Genomic DNA, 19185 nt, shown 5'->3' with positions numbered 1-19185 from the left:
ACAGCAGGCAACCATGCAATATCGCCGGCAGAGGACTGCTTCGCCGTTCCGCCTCCCAATGACCGGGAAAGAAATAATCTTTTGATCCCCCGTTGAATATATAACCCGCAATGAGTTTTTTTGTTTGCTTTTAATCTGTTAATTAGCCAGTTGCAGTAAATTTTCTATATCCAGCCTGCGGGTAAACATGGTCAAATTCCCATCCTCATCTATAGGCCATCGTTCTTTTGGGCGGTCCCAGTAAAGTTCAACACCGTTTTGGTCCGGATCGTTAAGATAGATGGCCTCAGATACGCCATGATCAGATGCTCCTGTAATATTGTAACGGGCATCAATCAGTCTTTTAAGTATAATTGCAAGGTCTTTTCTTTCAGGATATAAAATTGCCGTATGATATAGCCCTGGTGCATATTCCGGGGCAGGCGAAGCACCTTTGCTGTGCCAGGTATTTAACCCTATATGATGGTGATAGCCGCCGGCCGATATAAAGGCGGCCTGGTCGCCATACATTGCCATTTTTTCAAAACCCAGCAATCCGCAATAAAAATCAAGCGACTTTTGCAGATTACTTACCTTTAAATGTACATGGCCTATGCGGGTTTGGGCGGGTATTTTATAATCGTTCATTACATTATATGTTTAAACATCAAATTTAGTTATTATTGCGTTAGCTTTTGTTTAACTATTGTAAAACAAGCTTATAAGTAAGCAATGGCTATTTAAACCGGGATTTTACCGCAGTGAACGCATAAAGTAAAAATACTACCTTTGCAGAATGATCGTAAAATCGGCCGAATTTATTTGCAGTAATAGCCAGGTAAGCAAGTTACCACCACCCGTAAAGGCGGAGTATGCTTTCATCGGGCGCTCAAATGTGGGCAAATCATCCCTTATCAATACCTTAACCGGTAAAAAGGGCCTTGCCAAAACATCGCAAACTCCCGGCAAAACACAGCTGATCAATCATTTTTTGATCAACGAGAGCTGGTACATTGTCGATTTACCTGGTTATGGCTATGCCCGCGCATCAAAAACAGAAAAGGCCAAATGGGATAAATTCATCCACACCTATCTGGATAAGCGCGAAAGCCTGCAATGCGTAATGGTGCTGATAGACAGCCGCCTTGAGCCGCAAAAGATCGACCTTGAATTTTGCAACTGGCTTGGTGAAAAAGGACTTTCCTTTGTGCTGGTGTTTACCAAGGCTGATAAACAATCAAGCATTAAAACAGATCAAACAATTGCCCGGTTCAAAAAAACCCTGCTGGCTACATTTGATGAAATGCCACAGTTTTTCATCACGTCGTCAGAAACACAACTGGGCAGGGATGAGATCCTTGAGTTTATAGGTAATATAAATCAGAATTTTGAAGTGCCGTTTTTCCAATCCCCTCTTGAGAATAACAAACAATGAAAAAATACTTATCCTTAGTAACCTTCGCCCATACCATTTTCGCCATGCCGTTTGCTTTTATCGGCTTCTTTTTGGCGGTAACTACTACGCAATATCATTTCGACTGGCTTAAACTGGTGCTAATGGTGCTTTGCATGATTTTCGCCCGAAACTCGGCGATGGCCTTTAACCGATACCTGGACAGGGATATCGATATTCAAAACCCGCGTACCAAACAGCGTGATATCCCGGCCGGGCGGATCAGTCCAAAAGCAGCTTTAACATTCGTTATTATAAACTGCTTGCTGTTTATTACAGCTACCTGGTTCATCAACAGGCTTTGTTTCTTTTTATCGCCGGTAGCTTTATTTGTGGTGATGGGTTACAGCGCAACCAAACGTTTTACCGCGCTCTGCCATTTGGTATTGGGCTTAGGTTTATCGCTTGCTCCTATCGGCTCTTATTTAGTGGTTACGGGGCAGTTTGCAATTACTCCTATCTTTTTTTCATTATCGGTACTTTGTTGGGTTAGCGGCTTTGATATTATTTATGCCCTGCAGGATGAAGATTTTGATCGCAGCAAAAACCTTCACTCTATCCCAGCTTATCTGGGTAAAGTAAACGCATTAAGATTATCTACCTTTTTGCATGTGCTTTCGGCTGTTTTCATCATGATGCCCGCATTTGGAACTCAAGTAGGCTTCCTGTACTACATCGGTATCGCGTTCTTTTGCGCTATGCTTGTTTACCAGCACCTGCTTGTAAAACCAAACGACCTGAGCCGCGTTAACTTTGCATTTATGACAACCAACGGCATTGCCAGCGTAGTATTTGCTGTATTGTTTTTACTCGACAGGATATGGATCCACTAACCGCCCTCCAAAAATTTCGGCAATATTTTGAAAGATATGTTCCGCTTACCGACGAAGAGTGGCAGGCTTTATCACAATACCTAACGGTAGATGCCTTAAAAAAGAAAAGGTTTTATGTTGAAGCCGGTAAAGTATGTGATCATATCGGCCTGGTGGTAAAAGGTTCTGTGCGTTATTACCATGTAAAAGACGGCGAGGAAATAACCGGCTATTTCAGCTTTGAAGATGAAATGCTGAGCTCATACAAAAGTTTCCTCACCCGTACCCCTGCGGCAAATTATATCCAGGCGCTCGAAGATTCGGTGATTGTGAATTTAAGCCACAAAAACCTGAAACAAGCTTGCATGAATGAATTGCTCAGTTTTAAGATGGAGCGTTTTGGCAGATTAACAGCCGAACACTATCTCATCTGCTATGAAGAACGCATTACCGCTTTCATCACCCAATCGCCCGAAGAGCGTTACAGCGATCTTTTACAAACAGGCGGCGAAGCATTGTACCGCATCCCTCAACACTATATTGCCAATTATTTAGGGATTACCCCAGTTTCGCTATCGCGGATCAGGAGAAGGATCATGAAGATAAGCGCGTAACCTCACCCCTGCCCTCTCCAAAGGAGAGGGAGTTAAAACTTTTTTTTTAAGTCCTCTCCTTTGGAGAGGATTTAGGAGAGGTAAATTCCTTATCTTTTGTTAACGTTTTGATTTACAAAGGCCGCCTACCTTTGTAATACACAAAACGAAAAAGATCATGCATACTATATTAGGAGCCGGCGGTCCGGTAGCAAACGCCCTCACCAAAGAATTAATCAACCATAACGAAACCATCCGTTTAGTTAGCCGCAAGCCGGTTAACACCACTAACGATAAAGTAACCTGGCAAAAAGCCGATCTGCTCAATTACGATGAAGTACTGTCGGCAGTAAAAGGATCGACAGTAATTTATCTCGTTGCCGGCCTGGTTTATGATAAAGACATTTGGCGGGCACAGTGGCCCGTAATCATGCAAAACGTAATCAACGTTACCAGAGCCACCGGCGCACGTTTAATATTTTTTGATAACGTTTACATGTACGGGCTGGTTAACGGCTCCATGACCGAAGAAACGCCATATAAACCCAACAGCGTTAAAGGTGAGATCCGTGCAGGCATTGCCGAAATGCTGATGAACGAGGTTAAAGCGGGAAACATCAACGCAACCATTGCCCGCGCACCTGATTTTTATGGCACCGACTCAACCAATAGCTTTATTGATATGATGGTGTTGAGCAACTACTCTAAAAAACAAAGCGCCAAATGGATTGGAGATCCCCATTGTAAACACAATTTTATTTATGTGCCCGATGCGGGTAAAGCCATGTTTTTGCTTGGACAAAATCCGGATAGCGACAACCAGATCTGGCACCTCCCTACCCCGCCTGCCATCACCGGTAAACAGTTTTTGGCTATTGCCGCCGGGGTTTATAAAGTTAAACCCAAATATACGCGCGTTAATAAAGTAATGCTATGGATGCTTGGCCTGTTTAAAAAAGTGGTAATGGGTACTGTAGAAATGTACTACCAGTACGATCACGATTATATTTTCGACAGTAGCAAATTTGAGAAAGCATTCAACTTTAAACCAACAAGCTATGAGGATGCGATAACTGAGATGTCGGAAACGTTTTATAAGTCTTAAGTCCGAAAGTCGGAAAAGTCCGGAAGTCCGAAAGTTGAATAAACTTTCGGATTTTCTTTTTAATGTCAATAACTTTCCTGCGGACTTTCCGACTTGCGGACTTTCCGACTAAAACCGCATATTTGCATATCTCCACATCTAAAAATCATGATCCACAAAAAAACGAGAACATATATCCCGGCTTCCCTTGATATTAAATGGGAAACCCTTGAACCTTTTTATAAAGAATTATTAAATCGCCCTATTAACTCAGTTGAAGAACTGGAGAAATGGCTGCGCGATAAAAGTGAGCTGGAAGCTGCATTAGAGGAAGATTTTGCCTGGCGCTATATCCGGATGACCTGCGATACCACCAGCGAAGATCTGCTTCAAAAGTTCCAGTACTTTGCCACCGAAATTGAACCTAAAATTGCCCCATACAGTAACGAACTGAACAAAAAACTGGTCGCCAGCGCGTTTGTTGATAAACTGGACGGCGAAAAATATTTCATCTTTTTGCGTGCTGTAAAAAAAGCATTGGAGCTTTTCCGCGAGGAAAATATCCCGGTACAAACCGAGATCCAGGTGGAACAGCAAAAGTATCAGTCCATCACCGGTTCCATGTCTGTTCATGTTGATGATAAGGAATTTACTTTAGAACAAGCTTCCGTATTTTTAAAAGGTACCGACCGTGCTAAGCGCCAGGAAGTTTGGGAAAAGATCACCAGCCGTCGTTTACAGGATAAAGACAAACTTGATGAACTTTTCGACCATTTGCGCAAGCTTCGCCACACCGTAGCAACAAACGCTAATTTTGAGAACTTCCGCGATTATATGTTCCAGGCTTTAGGCCGTTTCGATTATACCCCGCAGGATTGTTACGCTTTTCATGCAGCTATTGAAACCGAAATAGTCCCTATCCTCAGAATACAAGCCGAAAAACGCCGCGAGGCTTTGGATCTGCCCGCGCTTAAGCCCTGGGATATGGACGTAGATATATCTGGTAAACCAGCCCTCAAACCATTCCAGAATGGCGATGACCTGATCGAAAAATCCATCCAGTGCTTCAGCAATATCAACCGCTATTTGGGCGAACGTCTGGAGATCATGAAAGATAATGGCCTGTTTGATGTAGAAAGCCGTAAGGGCAAAGCCCCCGGTGGTTATAACTACCCGCTGGCTGAAACCGGCGCACCTTTCATTTTCATGAACTCGGCCAATACTTTTCGTGATTTAACCACCATGGTTCATGAAGGTGGCCACGCAGTGCATACCTTCCTTACCGCCGATCTGGAACTGAATGATTTTAAACACTGCCCATCTGAAGTGGCCGAACTTGCTTCCATGTCGATGGAGCTGATCTCGATGGATAACTGGAACGTTTATTTTGATAACGAAGAAGATTTGAAACGCGCCAAACGTGATCAGTTGGTTGATGTTTTGAAAACCCTGCCCTGGGTGGCTGTAGTCGATCAGTTTCAGCACTGGATCTATACTAATCCAGACCATACCGATGCTGACCGTACCACAGCCTGGATAGAGATCTTTGAACCATTCGGTGCCGGTTTTGCCGATTGGAGCGAACATCGCGAAGCATTAGCAAATCTTTGGCAAAAACAATTGCACATCTTCGAGGTGCCTTTTTACTATATTGAATACGGCATGGCCCAGTTAGGCGCTATAGCTGTATGGAAAAACTACAAAGAAAATCCTGAAAAGGGCTTGCAACAATACTTAGATGCCCTTAAACTCGGCTATACTAAAACTATTAAGGAGATCTACGAAACCGCAGGGATTAAGTTTGATTTCAGCGCGGCTTATGTAAAAGAACTGGCTGAGTTTGTTAAGGCCGAGTTGGATAAATTGAATTAATCAACCCATACAAACAACAAAAGCGCCATTGGCGCTTTTGTTGTTTTATACCTATCTGCCGCAGGTTTAGCGCAGCGTAACCTGTGGTTGGCTATGGCTAAAGTTTCCAACTTTAGTCCCGATGAGCTGAAAGCTCAAATCATACATTACCACGGGTTACGCTACGCTAAACCCGCGGCAGCTTCTTTGCTTTTATCCCAATATCCTATTATACAGCTCCCAATAATCCTTCACCATTTTATCACTCGAAAACTGCGAATTTGCCCAATTGTAACAATCAGCCCTGCTGATCTGATTAAGCCAGTCAACCGCCTGGGCGGCTTCATCAACCGTATTAACCAAAAAGCCGGTCTCTGCGTTTTTGATTAATTCGGGCATAGAGCCGCGGTTAAAAGCTATGACCGGCGTGCCGCAAAGCATTGCTTCAGCCACGCTCAAGCCGAAAGGCTCATCAAAGCTGATGGGATGCAATAGCGCATAAGCCCTGCCTAAAAGTTCCCGCCGCTTATCAGGCCCGGCATGGCCAATATATTCTATATCCGCAGAAAGCAACGGCTCTATCTTTTCCTTAAAGTAATCCGCATCCTGAACTATACCGGCTATCAGCAATTTTCGTTTACTTTTTTTGGCGATATCGATAGCTTCAGCAGTGCCTTTATCGGGATGGATGCGACCGAAGTACAACAGGTAATTATCCGGCTGCTCATAAAACTGAAAATCGCGGGTATCAAGGCCGTTGTATACCGTGGCTAAATAATCAAGCTCCGGACTACGGTCGGCATTGCTGATGGAAACGTAATGCCCCCGGCTATTATATTTTTTATAAACCGGGATGATCTTTGATGATGAAAACCCGTGAATAGTAGTGATCAACGGCGTTTTAATCAGACCTGAATAGGTAAGCGGCAAAAAATCAAAATTATTATGAATGATATCGAACTGACCAGCCTTTTCCATCAGGTTACTGATATGCAGGCATTCCAGCACTTTGGCATCCTGTGTTCTGTCTTCCTCGTAACCTGTGGCACAAATGGCATCGAGCGCACCTGCGGTTATCGAATCGCCCGTGGCGAAGAGTGTTACCTCCGCGCCCATTTTAATGACCCCTTCGGCTATATTTGATGCTATTTGCTCCCAGGGCCCGTAGTGCCTGGGCGGTGTGCGCCAGGCAACAGGGGCTAATACAGCTACCTTCATTTAACAGATCTGCATTTTTTGGCCGTATTTATTATACTCATATTCCAGTTCAAAAGCTTTCAATACCGTAAGGTGCGATATCAGGTAGGCCAGCGTACTTTCGGCTCCCTGGTTACGGTTTATGCCGCCGGGCAGCAAACCATCGCAGCAGCCTTTGGTTTCATGGTCATACAGCGGTGCCCGCAAAGTATTTTCGCCAAGGAACCATTTATAGCTCAGGAACATTTTTTCAATATACTGCGGGATCCTGAAGATCTGGTATGCCTGAAAATGCATCAGCACCATGGCCATGGTTTCAATAGCCTGCTGATCAAACGTAGGGAAAGTGCCACCACGGTAATACCAGCCATCATTACCTACAGGACTTAAATACCCGTTCGATAAGGTAAGCTGATCAAGGAAGGCCATGGTTGCCATGGCTATCTTCTTAGCTTCCTCATTACCGGTGATCTCGCATGAGTGCAGCAGGGCTAACGGAAGAATGGCGTTATCATAAGTCATCTTTTCCTCAAACCATTGCCAATCGTCGGACTGGGTGTTATTATAGGCATCAATCAATGGCTGGGTGAGGTTGGCTAATATTTTAACCATGCCCTCATCAGTAGGATAAACCTGCAGGTAAAGACTGATACCGATTATGGTATTGGCCACACCTCTTAAATGTTTCAACGCTGCAAAATGCGGCACCGATTTATGGAAGATCTCCAGCGCAAATTCACGGTATGAGTTGCTGGCCGCGCAGCCGATCAAATGGCCAAGGGCCCAAATGGTACGGCCAAATGAATCTTCAGATCCAATTTCGTCCAAATACCGCCTGTCAAAACTCAGGAAGTTGCGGAAGTTACCGTCATCCGTTTGCATATAGTGGATATAGCTCAGGTAAATGGGCAGCAGTTCAAATGCTTCACGACTCCCGTTACGTTGGTAGGCCATCAGCGCCATAATAAGCGCGCGGGCGTTATCATCCAAACAATACCCCTCTTTTAAATTCGGGATCCCGTATTTGGCATGTTGTACAATCCCGGTATCGTCAGTTAGCCGTAACACGTGGGTTAAGCTGAATTTTGGCAGGATCTCCGGATCAACAATGCTGTTGCGGAGGATTTTATCGCTGAAATCAAACCGTACCAATGATTCCCGGGCCACTTTAATAAATTCGGCGCCTATAACTGGCCAGCGCAAATGCAAGCCATATTCGTAAGCATTTTCCTTCAGCTCGTTCAGCACACGGTCCTGGTCAAGCAATTCGATAACTGTATCGGCCAGTGCTTCCGAATTTTTAAAGTCAAATAACCTGCCGCGTTTATCGGCCAGCAATTCCGTAGCATGCCAGTATGGGGTTGATACTACAGCCGCGCCTGCACCTACGGCGTATGATAGCGTACCACTGGTGATCTGTGCTTCATTGAGGTATGGAGTAACATAGATTTCACAAGCTGTTAGGTAGTTTACCAATTCCTCTTCAGAAACAAACTTGGCAATAAATGCCAGGTTCTTCGAAACCCCTAACTGCGCTGCAAGCGATTTCAAATGATCGCGGTATTCCTCGCCCGAGCTTTTAATAACCCCGGGATGTGTATTGCCTAATACCACGTACATCACATCAGGGTGTTTCTCCACTATTTTAGGCAATGCTTTTATCACAGTTTCCAAACCTTTATTGCGGCTTAGTAAACCAAAGGTTAACATTACCCTCTTGTTTTTAAATGACGACAAGCTTTTCACCGGGTTCTCGGCAGGGGCTTCCACATCAGGAACGCCATGCTCTATGATCTGGATCTTATCGGCAGGGATCTCATAAATATTGGTCAGGAAATCTACAGCACGTTTGCTCATCACCACAACCTTTGATGATTGCTCGGCAATTTCACGGATGATGATGCGCTGCACATAACTCGGATCTTTCAATACCGTATGTAAAATTGAGATCAGCGGTTTTTCGAGACGATTGATCAGCGGCAAAATATAAATGCCGCTTTCGCCGCCGTATATGCCAAACTCGTGCTCCATAATACATACATCGGCATTACTGGTGTTGATATAATTGGCCGCACGGATATAATCTTTCTGATGGTTTTGGCGAATAATATATTTAACTTCCTCCGGGTATTCATATTCCTGCAGGTTTTCCGAATCATTAAGTGCCACAATAAAACCGTTTTGCGCCAGGGTTTGCCTTTCGGGAAAATTTGAACTGATGGCACGCATCAAATTATTATTAAATGTTGCAAGACCGCATTCGCGGGGGGGATAGGTTGATATATATGCTATTTTCATATGTAGATGTATATAGATGCTTTGATAGTTTGCTTTACAACATTTAATTAATTGTAAAAGCAGGGTGACCTTAAAAAGATGCATCAGTGACCTTATTTATTGCCTTTAGGACACTGGAAACATTATTTCTACAGGCATTGCTATAAATACACAAACCATACCAATTTAACTCAAACAAAAATTTACCAGAATTATGGAAGAGTTGTAACAGGCAAGTTACAGGACGAATAGGTGAGTTATTATAAACGGTGCCATTTCGATAGAGCGGTGGTGGGATTGTGCACCGGTGCGAAAGAGAAATCTCGTACGCCATGCGGCTTTGCTTATGGTCTCTCGCAGGTTTAGGTTTACCCATAAAATCTAAATTTGAACTAAACAACGTCCGGAAAGCAAGTTTTCGATTAGGAGACTCCGCTGGAGTCCAAATTTCTTTAATTTTATCTATAAGCCCTTGGCCTCTCTGAGGCCGGATAACAGGCCAGGTATATATTCAAATATACATCACAGACAAAGCGTTGTTGCCGGCACCAACGGAGCCTCGTATTTATAGCTCTAAACGAGCACGTTTTTCGGCTCCGTGCCTTCTGTTGACATTTCAGGTTGGTGAATTTTATGGGTAAACTTAAACCTGCGAGAGGCCCTGAGGGGACGGGAATGCTATATTTTTATTTGTTGGTGTAGAAATCAATCGCTTCTATAATTACACCACAAGCTTTCCTGATCTCGTCATGGGTAATGATCAGGGGCGGGGCCAAACGCATGGAGTTGCTGCAATGTAAAAACCAGTCGGTTATTACACCGTTTTCAATACAGCGGTCAATTATTTTTTTATTAAGGTCGAAGTTTTCCAGTTCGATGGCCATCATAAGGCCTTTGCCGCGTACCTTTTGTATAGCAGGGTGTACAAGCAAATCACGAAACAAAGCTTCCTTTTCGGCTACGCCGGATACCAGGTCGTTATCCAGCAGAAACTCCAGTGCCGCTAAACCTGCCGCGCAGCATACAGGGTGCCCGCCAAAGGTAGTGATATGACCAAGGATCGGGTTTTCCTTTAACGCATCCATGATTTGGTTTGATGAAATAAATGCGCCTATCGGCATACCGCCACCCAAAGCTTTCGCTAATAATAAAATATCAGGTACAATATCAAAATGCTCAAACGCGAAGAGCTTCCCTGTACGTCCGAACGCTGCCTGGATTTCATCTAATATCAACAGCGTACCGGTTTCGGTACAACGGGCGCGTAAAGCCTGCATATAAGCAAAATCAGGTACACGGATGCCTGCCTCGCCCTGGATGGTTTCGATGATCACACAGGCCGTTTCTTCAGTTATCAGCAAAAGATCTTCCGGGTTATTAAAACGGATGAAATTTACTCCCGGCAGTAACGGACGATAAGCCTGCTTAAACTCCTCATTGCCCATAACGCTCAATGCGCCATGTGTGCTGCCATGATATGAGTTAAGGCAAGCCACAACCTGCTGCCTGCCCGTAAAACGCTTGGCAAGCTTTAATGCCCCCTCTACAGCTTCGGCACCCGAGTTGGTAAAATATACCGACTGCAGATTATCTGGCAATACCGAAACAAGTTTTTCGGCAAAGCGCACTTGTGGGGTTTGTACATACTCGCCGTAAACCATCAGGTGCATATATTTATCAACCTGCTGCTTTATCGCATCAATAACATAAGGATTACTATGCCCAAGACTGCTTACCCCGATGCCTGAGATCAGGTCGATATAGGGTTTGCCCTCCGCATTGTACATATAAATACCCTCGGCGCGCTCAAATTCAAGCAACAAAGGAAAATTGGTAGTTTGTGCATTGTTGGCTAAAAAAAGCTGGCGAAGAGTTGGCATGGAGCAATTATTGATTTATTGAATTAGTGAATTATTGATTTATGCTTTGCATATTTAAATCAATTATGCAAAATTCAACATTTACCTCAATAAAGCCACAAACAAAAAAAGTGAATTGACCAATTCACTAATTCTATAATTCATTAATTGATTTTAATTCCCCGCTCTTTCGCTGCGTTCGCTGAGCTGCTTGATGAGTTCGTCGTTAAATTCCTGCTCGCTCTTGTACAGGACACTCACCTTTTCGGGAGGAAGGATCTTGGCAAAGGAATCGCGATAGCGTTTACGGATCCCAACCAGCTGGCTTTCGTAATAAATTTCCTTATCTATTTGCTCGGTGCCATTGGTTGATGAAGTAGAGTTGTTTAAACGCTTCAGAATGCGCACAGCAGTAAGCTCCTGCTGGTACTGGTTATAAAGCGGCCAGAATTTAGTAGCCTCTTCATCAGTAAGATCAAGCTGGCGGCTGATATACCTGTTACGGGCAGCTTCAAGTCTTTTACCCATAGCGCCCTTTTTGTTGCCATTAGGGCGTACCGGGTTAAGTTGGGGCCTTGAAGGCGTTTGAGCCGGAACAAAGCGGTTAACCTGTCCCACAGCCTCATAGCCTATTGCCATAACAAATAACACAATACAAATATGCCTGATCAATTTACTCATTAAATTTTTTCCTCTGTTTAATTATCTATATAATCCGACAGATCTTCGTCTGCATTACTTGTGTTGCTTTTTTGGTTAGCATCTATCAGTGTACGGGTATCGCTCGCGTCCATGTGTAACTGAAGATAGCTTTTTATTTCATCAACCGGTACTGATGATACCTGCTCGTGCAAATAAGAATGGTTATGGTCCGGCGCCTGGATATCTCCCCTGAAAATAACACCCACACCTAATATCAAAGCAAAACAGGCCGCTGTAGCATACCTGATGGTAGGCGACAACCAAAGCCTCCTTACTATACCCTTTTTCTGTACGGGTTTGGCTTTGTTAATGCTTACAACATTATCAATCTCCTGCTCCTCTTCCAAATCAGCATTAACTGTTTTATCCAGGATACGCTGGTTAAGCTGATTAAAGTAATCTATCGGTACAACAAAGCCTTCGTGCTCAGCATTCACTGCTTCTTCAACAGCTATACGGCTTTGAATATTGGCGCTTAGTTCCTCAAAATAGTTTTCAGGAACAGTAAAACCCTCATTGCCCATGGCCTCCTCAACCGCTATGCGGCTTTGGATGTTGCTGCTCAGCTCATCAAAGTAGTTTTCAGGTACAGTGAAGCCTTCATCAGCCAAATCCATGGCCTCCTCCACCGTTATCCGGCTTTGGATATTGCTGCTTAGCTCATCAAAGTAATTTTCGGGCACCGTGAAACTCTCACCCGCATTCATGGCTTCATCAACCACAATACGGCTTTGAATATTGCTGCTCAGCTCATCAAAATAATTTTCGGGAACGGTAAACCCCGAATCACCGGCGCCAAAAGCACTTTCAATATTTATACGGCTCCGGATATTGCTGCTTAGCTCGTCAAAGTAATTTTCAGGTACGGTGTACCCTGCAGATGGATAGTTTTTTAATCCCTCAAGCCTTATGCGTGTTGTAATGTGCTGCGCTAACTCATGAAAATAGCCTTCAGGCACTGTGAACGGGTTAGTTTTGCTAACCTGTTTCAGCGCGATGAAATCATCCAGCCATTCCCTATTGTCCATATCGCTTTTCATACACAACTATAGATTGGTATAGTGCTAAAAGGTTTAACGTAAATTAAAAAATTAATCCCTGCCGAGCAAATGAGCTTCTATCTTCTTGACTGCCAAGTGAAAAGAAGCCTTTAAAGCGCCCACACTGGTACCCAAAACCTGCGACATTTCTTCGTACTTCATGTCTTCATAATATTTCATATTGAAAACAAGCCGTTGTTTTTCGGGCAGGGTAAGCAGTGCTTCCTGTAGCTTACGCTGTGCTGCATCGCCGTTAAAATAGGTTGAGTCGGCCAGTGTATCGGCCAGCTCATAAGCAACATCATCCAACGAAACATTATTTTTTTGTTTTTTCTTATTCAAAAAAGTAATGCATTCGTTGGATGCTATCCTGTACATCCAGGTGTACAGTTGCGCGTCGTTTCTGAAACCGGCAAGGTTTTTCCAAACCTTTACAAAAACATCCTGAACCAGGTCATCAGCATCGTCATGATCAACAACCATGCGCCTGATGTGCCAGTATATTTTTTGCTGGTATTTTTTCAACAACAGGTTAAATGCCTCATTCCGGGTCTTTTCGTCCTGAAACTTGCTTAATATCTCTGAATCTTCAACCTGTACCGACATTTTTAGAATTTTATTAATGTTAAAGGTTTAATTAACCTTTTTTGTTTTTTCTTTCTATCACCTTTTTCACCGCTGCCACAATATGATCGGCATCAAGGCCGTATTTGGTCATCAGTTGTTCAGGTGTACCGCTTTCGCCAAAGCTGTCATTTACAGCTACGTACTCCTGTGGTGATGGGTTGTGCACTGCAAGTACCTGGGCAACGCTGTCGCCTAAGCCACCCAAACGGTTGTGTTCTTCGGCAGTAACTACGCAGCCTGTTTTAGCAACTGATTTCAAAATAGCCTCTTCATCCAACGGTTTAATGGTGTGGATGTTGATGATCTCGGCATCGATACCCTGCTCAGCTAAAATTTCGCCTGCAAGGATAGCCTGCCATACCAGGTGACCTGTTGCAAAGATACTTACATCGGCACCTTCGTTCACCATCCATGCTTTACCAATTTCAAATTTTTGATCAGGATCGGTAAAAATAGGAACAACCGGGCGACCGAAACGTAAATAAACCGGGCCTTCATAATCAGCAATAGCAATGGTAGCAGCTTTGGTTTGGTTATAATCGCAGGTGTTGATAACCGTCATGCCTGGTAACATTTTCATCAGGCCGATATCTTCCAAAATCTGGTGGGTAGCACCGTCCTCGCCCAAAGTTAAACCAGCGTGTGAAGCGCAAATTTTAACGTTTTTGTTTGAATAAGCTACCGACTGGCGGATCTGATCATAAACCCTGCCTGTTGAAAAGTTTGCGAAAGTACCGGTAAAAGGAATTTTACCGCCTATAGTCATACCGGCAGCAATACCGATCATGTTAGCTTCAGCAATACCTACCTGTACAAAACGCTCGGGGAATGCTTTAATAAAATCGTTCATTTTTAACGAACCGATAAGGTCGGCACAAAGGGCAACAACCTGGTCGTTTTTCTGGCCTGCTTCCAGCAACCCGGCGCCAAAGCCCGAGCGGGTATCTTTTTTATCTGTGTAAGTGTATTTTTTCATTGTTCAAATTCCCTCTGCACAATTGAGAGAGATTGGCATTAAATAGTAATAAATTAAACTGACGCTTTTTTAACTCTCCCCCTTTGGGGGAGCCGGAGGGGGTGGATTAATAATCGCCCAGTGTTTCCTCTAACTGATCTAAAGCCAGTTTAAGCTGCTCATCATTTGGCGCAACACCGTGCCATTTGTGGCTGCCTACCATAAAGTCAACACCGTAACCCATTTCGGTATGCATCAGGATCATGATCGGTTTACCCTGACCAGTGCGGCTTTTTGCTTCTTCAAGCACCCTAACCACATCGGCCATATCATTACCTTTCATATCCAATACATCCCAGCCAAAAGCTTCCCATTTAGCGCGAAGATCGCCTAATGAAAGTACCAGTTTAGTTGGACCATCAATTTGCTGACCGTTAACATCTATAGTCGAGATCAGGTTATCAACATGGTTATGAGGCGCAAACATCGCGGCTTCCCAAATCTGGCCTTCCTGGAGCTCGCCATCGCCATGCAGGGTAAACACCAATGATTTATCACCATTTAATTTTTTAGCCAATGCAGCGCCGATAGCTACAGATAAGCCCTGGCCCAATGAACCCGAAGCAATACGGATGCCCGGAAGGTGCTCATGCGTGGTTGGGTGACCTTGTAAACGCGCGTTCAGTTTACGGAAAGTTGCCAGTTCGGCTTTATCAAAATAACCGGCATGTGCCAATGTGCTGTAAAACACGGGGGAAATATGGCCGTTTGACAGGAAGAAAATATCTTCGCCAACTGCATCCATATTAAATTTAGGATCGTGGTTCATTACCGAAAAGTACAATGCGGTAAAGAAATCGGTACAGCCCAATGAGCCGCCGGGGTGGCCTGATTGACAGCCATGTACCATACGTACAATGTCGCGCCTAATCTGCGACGCGGTTTTTTCTAATGTTTGTAAGTCTGCTTTCATTAATGGAATTTAGGAACTGCTAAAGTAGCTATTTTAATTGTGTTTTCAACACTTATTTTACAAGATCGAGCACTTGCTGAGATGAATTTTGGGTATCCACCTTACCTATCACGTGCGTAATAACCCCTTCTGCATCAATAATAAATGTGGTACGGGCTGTACCCATATATTTTTTGCCATACATGTTCTTTTCAACCCATACGCCGTAAGTTTCAACAATTTTAAGCTCATTATCCGCTATCAGGGTAAATGGCAGGCTGTATTTGGTTTCAAATTTTTTGTGTGATTTTTCATCATCGGTACTTACCCCTATCACCTCAAAACCTTTGCTTAAAAGCGATTGATAGTTATCCCTGAAATCGCATGATTCGGCAGTACAGCCGGGGGTATCATCTTTGGGGTAAAAGTAAAGGATCACATTTTTGCCTTTATAATCGGCAAGGGATACTTCTTTACCGTTTTGGTCTTTAGCGGTAAAAGCAGGGGCTTTATCGCCTTCTTTTAGTGTTGTCATGGTATTTATTGGGTAATTATCTGTAAAAATCGGCGGCAAATTCCGAAAAATTATTCTTGTTATCAACTAATGCCAACTTAAACACGTGTTTACCGGGTGCAATATCGCTATTAAAGGTGTAACTTAATATTTTAGTTTTATAATCATGCTCCATTAGTACCCATTTACCATCAATAGTGCCGGTATAGCTCTTAATTCCTGATAAATTATCGCTCATTCTGAAATTAATACTGCGAGCAGCCTTCATATTGCTCCCGTTTTTGATATTGAGCGGGTGAATAACGGGCGGTACAGTATCTACCTTGATATAATAATCGCCAAAGGCGCTCACCTGCGATATCACATAACCATCTTTAAAGTAACCGCCCTGGCAGCCACCCCATGAACTCACAATTACCGCCTTATCGGTATACTTGCCCAGGTCGGCATCGGGCCTGATCCGGATTTCATAGCTATCATGAATGGGTGTTAACCGGTTATGGATATGGTGCATGGCCGAATAAGCGCCCGCAGGTTTGGCTGATGCTGAATATTGGAAATCAAGGTCATCATACAAGTTACCCGGCATAATAATCACCTTAACCTTATCGTTGCTAAACTCGCTCTGCTTATCATAGTAAAACATAGTACCGGTAGGTTTTACAGGCTGCGGATTGGCAAATGGTGATGACTTTACTTTTAATTTCAACGATGAGGTATTACCGGCAACATCCTTTACCACGTATTCAACCTCATGTATGGCATTGTCATCAAACGTGATGATGCCATTGTTTACCGATTGTGGGTATAGCGAAATGCGGCTGCCGGGCAGGATAAAACATTTTTGCATCCACCTGCGCGATGATTCGAAGGCGGGGTAATCGATATAAGCATTAATAGCATGGGTTTGATCGAACGCGAAACGCTCCACCGCAAAGGTATATACGGTTTTGCCATCCAGTTTTAGTTCGATGGAATAAACACCGTTATGATTAAACGAAGTACTGTTCATATCGGTGGTATTAATCCCGAATCCGATATTACCGCTTAGTTCCAGCGTTTGTGGTTTAATGAGGTGATAATTACCTGCCGACCCGGTAACGCCTAAAAACTCCTTCGGTGTTTTTTCGCTGAAAGGCCTTCCGTTAAGATGGTAAATACCGATAGCAGTGATGGTAGGCGGTACTTTATCCGGGATGGTTAAGCCAAACAATTGCGCATTGATAGTTTCCTCTGTTTTAGTATCCCTGATCTCAAAGTGCACATGCGGTCCCGCTGATGCACCGGCGTTTCCGGAAATAGCTACAACCTCATCCTTTTTTACCGGTACCTGTGTTGGTGTAAGATTAAAATCTGCCTCGTAGGTTTGGTGCTCGTATTGATATTTCTTTACCAACTCAATAACTGCCGGACTAAAACTTTGCAAGTGACCATAGACAGTAGTATATCCGTTTGGATGGGTGATATAGATAGCCCTTCCAAAACCGCCAAACTGTACACGTACCCTTGATATGTAACCTTCGGCGGCCGCATGTACGGGATAGCCCGTACGCTGATTGGTTTTAAAATCGAGCCCGGAGTGGAAATGCGAAGGTCTCAGTTCGCCAAATGAGCCGGCTGTAGTGGGCGGGGTAAGATCAAGCGGATACCTGAAATAGTTTTGCGGGTATGCTCTGCTTTGTATAATATTTTGAGCAAATATGTTTGAGTAAAGCGCCAAACACATTGCACCTGTAACCAGTAGTTTTTTGATCATGTTTATTTAACGTAAAAATCGAGCATTTTCTCATCTTCGAGATATCCCTCAAGTCTGTCGCCGATTTTTACTTTTGATACACCTGGTGGGGTGCCGGTAAATATTAGATCGCCCTTTTTAAGGGTGATGTATTTTGAAACAAAGGCGATAATGCTCTCGAACGAGAAAAGCAGGTCGCGGGTGTTGCCCTGCTGGCGGGTTTCGCCGTTGATATCCAGCTTAAAGTTGATATCATAAACGGATTCAAACTTTGTCTTAGGCACAAAATTGCTGATGGGTGCCGAGCCATCAAATGCTTTGGCCAATTCCCATGGCAGGCCTTTTTCTTTATGGCGTGCCTGAACGTCGCGGGCAGTAAAGTCGATACCTAAGCCAATTTCTTCGTAGTAACTGGCGGCAAATTTTTCGCCGATGTGTTTGCCTTCCTTACTGATCTTCAAAACCAATTCTATTTCGTGGTGAACATCTTCCGAAAAGTCCGGATGGTAAAAAGGCTTGTTCTCTTTTAATAAAGCCGTGTCGGGCTTCATGAAGATAACCGGTGTTGTGGGTACCGGGTTATTGAGTTCTTTGGCGTGTTCGGCGTAGTTGCGGCCAATGGCAATAATTTTCATAAATGAACGCTATAATCGCCAAAGCTAAAAAATTTGATGGGTTTGAGGGGAAGGTTTTGGAGGTGTATTAATAATTTGACGTTTTGCTAAGTAAAAAATCTGGAGTGGGCGGGTTTATAAAAAAGATCGTTTGTAAGCTGTCCATGTCAGCGATAAAGAAAGCAGGGTTGCGTACCTCCGGCACGCTAAATTGGTGGTATATATATTTCTACAAACCTTTTGCCCCGCTGGGGCAGCTTAGCATAATTGGCTCTGTGCCATTATTGGCGTTGTCACCAGCAACATTTTCCATTATCACGAAATTCCTTTTATAGCGTAGGGTTGTTGGTGACAACACCAACAACGGCGAGGAAGATTAAACCAAGAATTTAATTAATAACCGAGATCCTTTTAATAACGGATTCGGTACCGGCTACTACCCTTACAAAGTAAAAACCGCGGACCAGCTTATTACTGATGGGGTAATTGAGATTATGATCGCCGGATTCAACCCTTTGCGAAAACAGGGTAGAAATATCGTTACCCAGCACATCCATTATTTTAATGGTTACGTTGGTATTGCGCGAAATGGAATATTTCAGGTTGATCTGGTCGGTAACCGGGTTGGGGTATAATTGCACATCACTTAGCAGTTTATCATCCGGCCGGGATACGCTCACTTTTACGTTTGAAGTAACAGCAGGCTTCAACGGCGGAAGCGAAAGGTGCAGGCCGTTCTTTAAATAAGATGTTTTGGCCGCCTTGGTTTTTCCCCTAAGATACACGGTATCAGACTTTAGCGAATGCCCATCAGCAACAAAGGCGAAGTTCATGAAAACTGCCATCGCAATTATCACGCCCCATGCATAGGTATAAACATAAGAATATGTAAAATTTCGCCTCATTATTTAGTATGATTCTACAAAAGTATAAATAATGCC

18 protein-coding genes are annotated in these 19185 nt (G+C 43.7%); 5 read left to right on the top strand and 13 right to left on the bottom strand.

Going from position 1 to position 19185, the window contains the following annotated elements; translation table 11 throughout:
* Positions 1-138: 138 nt before the first annotated feature.
* On the bottom strand, positions 139-627 hold the full coding sequence (locus SNE26_RS00760) for a VOC family protein (protein WP_321557493.1): 489 nt from the start codon (positions 625-627) through the stop codon (positions 139-141).
* A gap of 148 nt (positions 628-775) precedes the next feature.
* Here SNE26_RS00760 and yihA point away from each other — a divergent pair, with 148 nt between their 5' ends.
* The 5 genes from yihA (at position 776) to SNE26_RS00735 (ending at position 5793) form a co-directional block, all read left to right on the top strand.
* The gene (gene yihA, locus SNE26_RS00755) at positions 776-1414 is read left to right on the top strand and encodes a ribosome biogenesis GTP-binding protein YihA/YsxC (protein ID WP_321557492.1); all 639 of its coding nucleotides are present in this window, start codon (positions 776-778) and stop codon (positions 1412-1414) included.
* A complete protein-coding gene (locus SNE26_RS00750) occupies positions 1411-2265 on the top strand; it encodes a UbiA-like polyprenyltransferase (protein WP_321557491.1) in 855 nt (284 codons plus the stop codon). The genes yihA and SNE26_RS00750 overlap by 4 nt, the downstream gene beginning before the upstream one ends.
* On the top strand, positions 2253-2858 hold the full coding sequence (locus SNE26_RS00745; protein WP_321557490.1) for a Crp/Fnr family transcriptional regulator: 606 nt from the start codon (positions 2253-2255) through the stop codon (positions 2856-2858). Before SNE26_RS00750 ends, SNE26_RS00745 begins: the two co-directional genes overlap by 13 nt.
* A gap of 157 nt (positions 2859-3015) precedes the next feature.
* Complete coding sequence (locus tag SNE26_RS00740; protein WP_321557489.1) at positions 3016-3942, top strand: NAD-dependent epimerase/dehydratase family protein; 927 nt, start codon at positions 3016-3018, stop codon at positions 3940-3942.
* Positions 3943-4089: 147 nt separating this feature from the next.
* Complete coding sequence (locus SNE26_RS00735; protein ID WP_321557488.1) at positions 4090-5793, top strand: M3 family oligoendopeptidase; 1704 nt, start codon at positions 4090-4092, stop codon at positions 5791-5793.
* Positions 5794-5985: 192 nt separating this feature from the next.
* Here SNE26_RS00735 and SNE26_RS00730 read toward each other — a convergent pair whose 3' ends face one another.
* The 12 genes from SNE26_RS00730 to SNE26_RS00675 all read right to left on the bottom strand — a co-directional run bounded on the left by SNE26_RS00730 (position 5986) and on the right by SNE26_RS00675 (position 19149).
* Complete coding sequence (locus SNE26_RS00730; protein WP_321557487.1) at positions 5986-6990, bottom strand: glycosyltransferase family 4 protein; 1005 nt, start codon at positions 6988-6990, stop codon at positions 5986-5988.
* Positions 6991-9267 (bottom strand): glycosyltransferase, encoded by a 2277-nt coding sequence (locus tag SNE26_RS00725; protein ID WP_321557486.1) that lies wholly within the window; start codon positions 9265-9267, stop codon positions 6991-6993.
* Between the two features lie 665 nt (positions 9268-9932).
* Positions 9933-11126 carry an aspartate aminotransferase family protein gene (locus tag SNE26_RS00720; RefSeq protein WP_321557485.1) on the bottom strand — a complete coding sequence of 398 codons (1194 nt, stop codon included), beginning with the start codon at positions 11124-11126 and terminating at the stop codon, positions 9933-9935.
* Positions 11127-11279: 153 nt separating this feature from the next.
* Positions 11280-11786, bottom strand: coding sequence for a hypothetical protein (locus tag SNE26_RS00715; protein WP_321557484.1), 507 nt, complete (start codon positions 11784-11786; stop codon positions 11280-11282).
* 17 nt (positions 11787-11803) lie between these two features.
* Entirely contained in the window at positions 11804-12847 is a 1044-nt protein-coding gene (locus SNE26_RS00710; protein ID WP_321557483.1) for a hypothetical protein, read from the bottom strand.
* A 51-nt stretch (positions 12848-12898) separates the two neighbouring features.
* Positions 12899-13453: an RNA polymerase sigma factor gene (locus tag SNE26_RS00705; protein ID WP_090531966.1), complete on the bottom strand. Its 555-nt coding sequence runs from the start codon at positions 13451-13453 to the stop codon at positions 12899-12901.
* 31 nt (positions 13454-13484) lie between these two features.
* Complete coding sequence (locus SNE26_RS00700) at positions 13485-14450, bottom strand: transketolase C-terminal domain-containing protein (RefSeq protein ID WP_321557482.1); 966 nt, start codon at positions 14448-14450, stop codon at positions 13485-13487.
* Positions 14451-14556: 106 nt separating this feature from the next.
* Positions 14557-15402, bottom strand: coding sequence for a transketolase (locus SNE26_RS00695; RefSeq protein WP_321557481.1), 846 nt, complete (start codon positions 15400-15402; stop codon positions 14557-14559).
* A 52-nt stretch (positions 15403-15454) separates the two neighbouring features.
* Positions 15455-15916, bottom strand: coding sequence for a thioredoxin-dependent thiol peroxidase (gene bcp, locus SNE26_RS00690; RefSeq protein WP_321557480.1), 462 nt, complete (start codon positions 15914-15916; stop codon positions 15455-15457).
* 16 nt (positions 15917-15932) lie between these two features.
* Positions 15933-17651, bottom strand: coding sequence for a M23 family metallopeptidase (locus tag SNE26_RS00685; RefSeq protein WP_321557479.1), 1719 nt, complete (start codon positions 17649-17651; stop codon positions 15933-15935).
* Positions 17652-17653: 2 nt separating this feature from the next.
* Entirely contained in the window at positions 17654-18265 is a 612-nt protein-coding gene (locus SNE26_RS00680) for a fumarylacetoacetate hydrolase family protein (protein WP_321557478.1), read from the bottom strand.
* A 368-nt stretch (positions 18266-18633) separates the two neighbouring features.
* On the bottom strand, positions 18634-19149 hold the full coding sequence (locus SNE26_RS00675; RefSeq protein WP_321557477.1) for a T9SS type A sorting domain-containing protein: 516 nt from the start codon (positions 19147-19149) through the stop codon (positions 18634-18636).
* Positions 19150-19185 lie beyond the last annotated feature (36 nt).

Source organism: Mucilaginibacter sp. cycad4, from assembly GCF_034263275.1.
Classification (GTDB): Bacteria; Bacteroidota; Bacteroidia; order Sphingobacteriales; family Sphingobacteriaceae; genus Mucilaginibacter.
Note: the sequence above shows the minus strand (reverse complement) of the source record. Positions and strands in the feature narration are given on the sequence as shown.